General features: G+C 71.4%; 5 protein-coding genes and 2 pseudogenes. 6 read left to right on the top strand and 1 reads right to left on the bottom strand.

Translation table 11 applies throughout. The features are described from left to right. From VIU94_RS14400 to VIU94_RS14375, 6 genes and pseudogenes are all read left to right on the top strand, one after another. Positions 1-585, top strand: a pseudogene (locus VIU94_RS14400) (NADH-quinone oxidoreductase subunit L); the annotation flags it as partial. Positions 586-612: 27 nt separating this feature from the next. After that, complete coding sequence (locus VIU94_RS14395; RefSeq protein WP_331911412.1) at positions 613-2166, top strand: complex I subunit 4 family protein; 1554 nt, start codon at positions 613-615, stop codon at positions 2164-2166. Next, a complete protein-coding gene (locus VIU94_RS14390; RefSeq protein WP_331911410.1) occupies positions 2163-3674 on the top strand; it encodes an NADH-quinone oxidoreductase subunit N in 1512 nt (503 codons plus the stop codon). The genes VIU94_RS14395 and VIU94_RS14390 overlap by 4 nt, the downstream gene beginning before the upstream one ends. Positions 3675-3709: 35 nt before the next feature. Beyond that, positions 3710-4180: a large conductance mechanosensitive channel protein MscL gene (gene mscL / locus VIU94_RS14385; protein ID WP_331911408.1), complete on the top strand. Its 471-nt coding sequence runs from the start codon at positions 3710-3712 to the stop codon at positions 4178-4180. Positions 4181-4519: 339 nt separating this feature from the next. Further along, positions 4520-5383, top strand: coding sequence for a zinc metalloprotease HtpX (gene htpX, locus VIU94_RS14380; RefSeq protein ID WP_331911406.1), 864 nt, complete (start codon positions 4520-4522; stop codon positions 5381-5383). Further along, positions 5380-5772, top strand: a complete 393-nt coding sequence (locus VIU94_RS14375; protein WP_331911404.1) for a YccF domain-containing protein — start codon at positions 5380-5382, stop codon at positions 5770-5772. The genes htpX and VIU94_RS14375 overlap by 4 nt, the downstream gene beginning before the upstream one ends. Positions 5773-5805: 33 nt before the next feature. On the opposite strand, the pseudogene VIU94_RS14370 reads toward VIU94_RS14375, so the two are convergent. After that, positions 5806-6172 (bottom strand): annotated as a pseudogene (locus VIU94_RS14370) (amino acid permease); the annotation flags it as partial.

Here is a 6172-nt window from a genome sequence, read left to right as displayed (position 1 = left end):
CCCTCCCTCGGGTTCGGGCTGACCGTCGCGTACCTCGACGACTGGTTCGACGGACACGCCCTCACCCCGACCGTCACCACGGCGGTGCTCGGCACCGGCGTCGCTCTCGTCGGCGCGGTGATCACGTACGCGGTCTGGCGCACCCTCCGTGCCCAGGCCCCGGCCCCCGCGAAGGCGCCCGCCGCCGCGTACGCCGCGACCGTCGCCCACCCCGACGCCGAGGCCGGCCAGGTCGAGGCCGAGGCCCTGCACCTGCCGCACCCGTCCGAGGACCCCGCCGACCCCGGCCGGCTGCTCCTCGGCCCGCTGCACCGCCACGCGGCCGACGGCTTCCACCTCGACGCCGTCTACGACCGCCTGTTCGTGCGCCCCGTCGTCGCCGCGGCCGGACTGGTCCGCTTCCTGGACCGCGAGGTCGTCGACACGTACGTCGGCAGCGCGGGCAGCGGCGCCAAGGGCCTGGGCTGGCTGGTCCGCAAGGCCCAGACCGGCAACGTGCAGACCTACCTGAGCGTCCTGCTCGCCGGTTCCGTGGTCCTGGCGATCACCGCCGTCGTCCTTGCCAACGTCAACGCCGGATCGTGAGCCGTGATCGATATCAGCGAATCCGTGATGCAGTTCCTTCTCGCATTGATCGTCGCCGGCCCGCTCCTCGGCGCCGCCGCGGCTCTCCTGCCCGCCCCGCCCGGGCTGAAGGGGAAGTCCCCGGACCAGGCCGTGCTCCGCCACGGCGTGACGGTCACCGGCGTGATCCTGGCCGCCGCGATCGTCCTCGCGCTCGGCTTCGACCACGACCAGCCGTCGAGGATCCAGGCGAGCACGGACATCAAGTGGATCCCCGCACTCGACGTGCGGATCCACCTCGGCGTCGACGGCATTTCCCTCCCCCTCCTGGTCATGACGGCGCTGCTGACCTTCCTCTGCGCGCTGTACAGCTACTTCAAGATGCCCGCGGGCCCGTCCCCCAAGGGCTTCGTCGCGCTCCTCCTCGTCCTCGAGTCCGGCACGCTCGCGAGCTTCGCCGTCCTCGACCTGATCCTGTTCTTCCTGGCCTTCGAGATGGTCCTCATCCCGATGTACTTCCTCATCGCCCGCTGGGGCGGCGAGGGCAGGCAGTCCGCCGCCTGGAAGTTCATCCTCTTCACGCTGCTCGGTTCGGTCGTCATGCTGCTCGGCCTGCTCCTCATCGGCGTGAAGGCGGGCACGTTCGACATGGTGGCACTGGCTACTGACAACGGTCGCGGCCTGACCACGTCCGTGCAGGTCATCGCCGTTCTGGCGATCGGGATCGGGCTCGCAGTGAAGACCCCGATGTGGCCGCTGCACAGCTGGCTCCCCGACGCCCACACCGCCGCTCCGACCGTCGGCTCCGTCCTCCTCGCCGGCGTCCTGCTGAAGATGGGCACGTACGGTTTCGTCCGGATCGTCCTCCCGATCGCCCCGGACGGCATGCGGGTCTTCGCCCCGTACCTCGCCGCCTTCGCCGTCGCCGGCATCGTCTACGGGTCCCTCGCCTGCCTGGCCCTCGCGAAGCCGGGCAACAAGGGCGACCTCAAGCGCCTCATCGCGTACTCGTCCGTCGGCCACATGGGCTTCGTGCTCCTCGGCATCGCGACCATGACCCCCACCGGCGTCAACGGCGCGCTCTTCGCCAACATCGCCCACGGCCTCATCACCGGCCTGCTGTTCTTCCTGGTCGGCGCGCTGAAGGACCGGTACGGCACCGCCGACCTCGACACCCTCGCCGGCGCGACCGGCGCCGCGCTCTACGGCCGCGCCCCGCGCCTGGGCGGGCTGCTCGCCTTCGCCGCCGTCGCCTCCCTCGGACTGCCCGGCCTGGCCGGCTTCTGGGGCGAGATGCTGGCGCTGTTCGGCGCGTTCGAGCCCGCCGCGGGCCTCAGCCGCCCCGCGTTCCTCACTTTCATGGCGATCGGCGGCTTCGGCACCCTGCTCACGGCCGCGTACCTGCTCCTCGTGGTCCGCAGGGTCTGCATGGGCGCCGCGCGGCCCGCGGGCGAGGCGGAGATCGCCGACGTCCAGGGGTACGAGTTCGCCGCCTGGACCCCGCTCGTCGCCCTCACCGTCGTCGCCGGGCTCTGGCCCGCGGTCCTCCTCGGCCTCACCGACCCGGCCGTGCAGCAGCTCCTCGCCGGAGGCAAGCAGTGACCCCTACCGCCGCAAGCCTCGCCGACGCCGGCCTCGTCCAGTCCGTCGACTGGCTCGCGATCGCGCCGCCGACGCTCGTCGCCGTCGTCGGGCTCGCCGTCCTCGTCGCCGACCTGTTCGTCCCGGCGCAGCGCAAGCAGCTCCTCGGCTGGACCGCGATCGCCGGCCTGGTCGCCTCGATCGCGCTGCTGGTCCCGCTGCGCAAGGGCGACCGCACCACGTTCTGCCTCACTGCCGACGTGCAGGCGTGCAGCTACACAGCCGACCGCTTCACCCTGGTCATCCAGTTCCTGGTGCTCGGCGGCGCGCTGTTGACCGCCCTGCTGTCGATCTCCGACACCAAGGAGAAGCTGCCGGCCGGCGAGTACTGGTTCCTGCTGCTCTCCTCCGCCGCCGGCGCGGCGCTGCTGCCCGCCTCCCGCGACCTCGCCACCCTCGTCGTCGCCCTCGAAGTGGCCTCGCTGCCCGCCTTCGCCCTGGTCGGCCTGCGCCGCGGCGACCGGATGTCGAGCGAGGCGGCGCTGAAGTTCTTCCTCTCCTCGGTCACCGCCACCGCCGTCACCCTGCTCGGCGTCAGCTTCGTGTACGGCGCGACCGGCACCCTGCACCTGACGGAGCTGGCGCACCGGCTCGACGACGTCCCCGCGCAGCTGGACGTCCTCGCCCAGACGGGCGTGGTGCTCACCCTGGTCGGCTTCGCCTTCAAGACCGCGGCCGTGCCGTTCCACTTCTGGGTCCCGGACACCTATGTCGGCGCGCCGCTGCCGGTCGCCGCGTACCTGTCCGTCGTCGGCAAGGCCGTCGGCTTCACCGGCCTCGTCCTGGTCACCGTCGTCGCCTTCCCGACGTACGCCGACGTGTGGGGCCCGGCCCTGTCCGTGCTCGCCGCGCTGACCATGACCGTCGGCAACGTGGCCGCCCTGCGCCAGTCCGCCGACCGCCCGTGGAGCGCGGTCCGGCTGCTCGCCTGGTCCTCCGTCGCCCAGGCCGGCTACCTCCTGGTGCCGATCGCGGCCGCCGCGTACTCCAGCGACGACCAGATCGGCGCCACCGTCGCGTACGCGCTGATGTACGCCGTCGTGAACCTCGGCGCGTTCGCGGTCGTCGTCGTGGTCGCCCGTACGCATCCGGAGAACCGGATCGCGGATTACCGCGGCCTGTACGCCACCCGGCCCGTCCTCGCGCTCGTGCTCGGCTTCTTCCTGCTCAATCTGGCCGGCCTGCCGCCCGGTATCATCGGCCTCTTCGCCAAGGTCACGGTGTTCTCCGCGGCGGTGGACGCGGGCCTCGGCTGGCTGGCCGTCGTCATGGGCGTCAACGTCGTGATCGGCCTCTACTACTACCTGCGGTGGACGGCCATCCTGTTCCGGGCGCCCGAGGGCGAGCCGGTCCGGCACCGGGTCCCGGCCCCCGTGACCCTGGCGATCGTGCTGACGGCCCTCGCGGGCGTCGTGCTGTCGGGCTACCCGCAGTTCGCGCTCCGCTTCGCGGCCACGTCGCTCTTCTGAGACCCCCCACAGATAAACATCCAGGAGCTAGACCCGTGCTGAACGGATTCAAGGACTTCATACTTCGCGGGAACGTCGTCTCGATGGCCATCGGTCTGGCCGTCGGATCTGCGTTCACGGCCGTCGTCACCGGCTTCAGCAAGGCGTTCATCACCCCGCTCATCGGCCTGGCCACCGGCTCGGTCGGCGACTTCAGCGAGGCGAAGTTCACCCTCGGAAAGACGCACTTCCCCTACGGCCTGGCGATCTCCGCGGCCATAGCCTTCGTCATCACCGCCGCCGTCCTCTACTTCTGCATCGTCGTCCCCATGACGAAGTTCCAGGAGAAGTTCGCCAAGGAGGAGGCGAAGGACGCCAAGTCCGAGAAGCGGGACTGCCCGGCCTGCTTCAGCGAGATCCCGGCCATCGCCTCCCGCTGCGCCCACTGCACCAGCGCGGTCGAGCCGATCGCCGAGGCCCTGGAGAAGGCGGGCCTGGAGAGGGTCGGCGTCCCGGCCCAGCGCTGACACGAACGAGAGCCCGAGGGAGACCTCGGGCTTTCGTCTGCCCGGCTGCCGCACGACTCGGTCGCCCGGCTCCTCACCTTGATCCTCCTTCTCGCCGCCGGCAGCGCGATCCTGCGCAGCGGCGTGCTCCCCGCCTGGACCGGCCGGGCCGCTCACGCCGTCGCGCTGATTGCGCTCCTCCGCGACCGGGGTCACCCGTACGGCCTATGCCGTCCCCCCGCCGACGCCCGGGGAACCCGCGCCTCCCGCCTGGCGTTGACCTGTACGGGAGGGTCCACTGGACGGGTGGACCTGCACCCAGCAAAGGGTTCCCCTGCCGCACCACTTGGAGGGCGTACCGTGCACCGCCGGCACAACGGGCTGAGGACCGCCGTACTCCTCGGAGGGCTCTCCGCCCTCATCATCGTCATTGGCGGCTTGTTCGGCCGTACGGGCCTGATCGTCGCGGTCTTCGTGGCGCTGGGCACGAACGCGTACGCGTACTGGAACAGCGACAAGCTGGCGCTGCGGGCCATGCGGGCCCGCCCGGTGAGCGAGTTCGAGGCTCCCGCCCTCTACCGGATGGTGCGGGAGCTCTCCACGCAGGCCCGCCAGCCGATGCCCCGGCTGTACATCTCGCCCACCCAGGCCCCCAACGCCTTCGCGACCGGCCGCAACCCGCGCAACGCCGCGGTCTGCTGCACCGAGGGCATCCTGCGGATACTCGACGAGCGCGAGCTGCGCGGCGTCATCGGCCACGAGCTCAGCCACGTCTACAACCGGGACATCCTGATCTCGTCCGTGGCCGGCGCGCTCGCCTCCGTGATCATGTTCCTGGTCAACTTCGCCTGGCTGATCCCGGTGGGCCGGTCGGACGACGACGAGGGCCCGGGTCTGCTCGGCACGCTGCTGATCATGATCCTGGGCCCGATCGCCGCCTCCGTCATCCAGCTCGCCATCAGCCGCTCCCGGGAGTACGAGGCGGACGCCTCCGGGGCCCAGCTCACCGGCGACCCGCTGGCGCTGGCCAGCGCCCTGCGTAAGCTCGAAGTAGGCACCAAGCAGCTTCCGCTGCCCCCGGAGCCCAAGATCGAGACGGCCAGTCACATGATGATCGCGAACCCGTTCCGGCCCGGTCAGGGCTTCGCCAAGATGTTCTCGACGCATCCGCCGATGGCGGAGCGCATCGCCCGACTCGAGCAGATGGCAGGTCATCGCCCGTGAAGACAATCCTGAACGTCATCTGGCTGGTCCTGTGCGGGCTCTGGATGTTCCTCGCCTACATGGTGGCCGGCCTCCTGCTCTGCATCACGATCATCGGCATCCCCTTCGGACTGGCCGCCTTCCGGATCGGCATCTACGCCCTGTGGCCCTTCGGGTACACCGTCGTGGACCGCCGCGACGCGGGCGCGCCGTCGTGCGTCGGCAACGTGCTGTGGCTGATCCTCGCCGGCTGGTGGCTGGCGCTCGGCCACATCACCACCGGCATCGTGCTGTGCCTGACGATCATCGGCATCCCGCTCGGCATCGCGAACTTCAAGCTGATCCCGGTCTCCCTGCTCCCGCTGGGCAAGGAGATCGTCCCCACGGACCAGCCCTTCGCGAGCCGCTGAGCCAGAGCCGGGCAAGCCCTGCCGGGGCCCGCCTCAGCGCCGCCCCTGTCGTGCTGCGTACGCGACCACCCCCGCCGCCAGCACCCCCGCGCCTGCCGCGACGGAGGTCCACGGCAGGGCGAAGGCCAGCGCGCCGCAGCCGACGAGCCCGACGCCCGCCAGGAGCCGCTGCCGCGGCCCCAGGGTCCAGGCGGCGGCGTTCGCGATGCCGTAGTAGACCAGTACGCCGAAGGACGAGAACCCGATCGCGCCCCGCACATCCGCCGTCGCCGCCACCACGGCCACCACCGCGCCCACCGCGAGCTCCGCCCGGTGCGGCACCTGGAAGCGCGGGTGCACGGCCGCCAGCGCGCCCGGCAGGTGCCCGTCGCGGGCCATCGCCAGGGTCGTACGGGACACC

This window comes from Streptomyces sp., from assembly GCF_036566765.1.
In the GTDB taxonomy this organism is placed as follows: domain Bacteria; phylum Actinomycetota; class Actinomycetes; order Streptomycetales; family Streptomycetaceae; genus Streptomyces.
The sequence above is the reverse complement of the archived record's forward strand: the minus strand, read 5'-3'. Positions and strand labels throughout refer to the sequence as shown.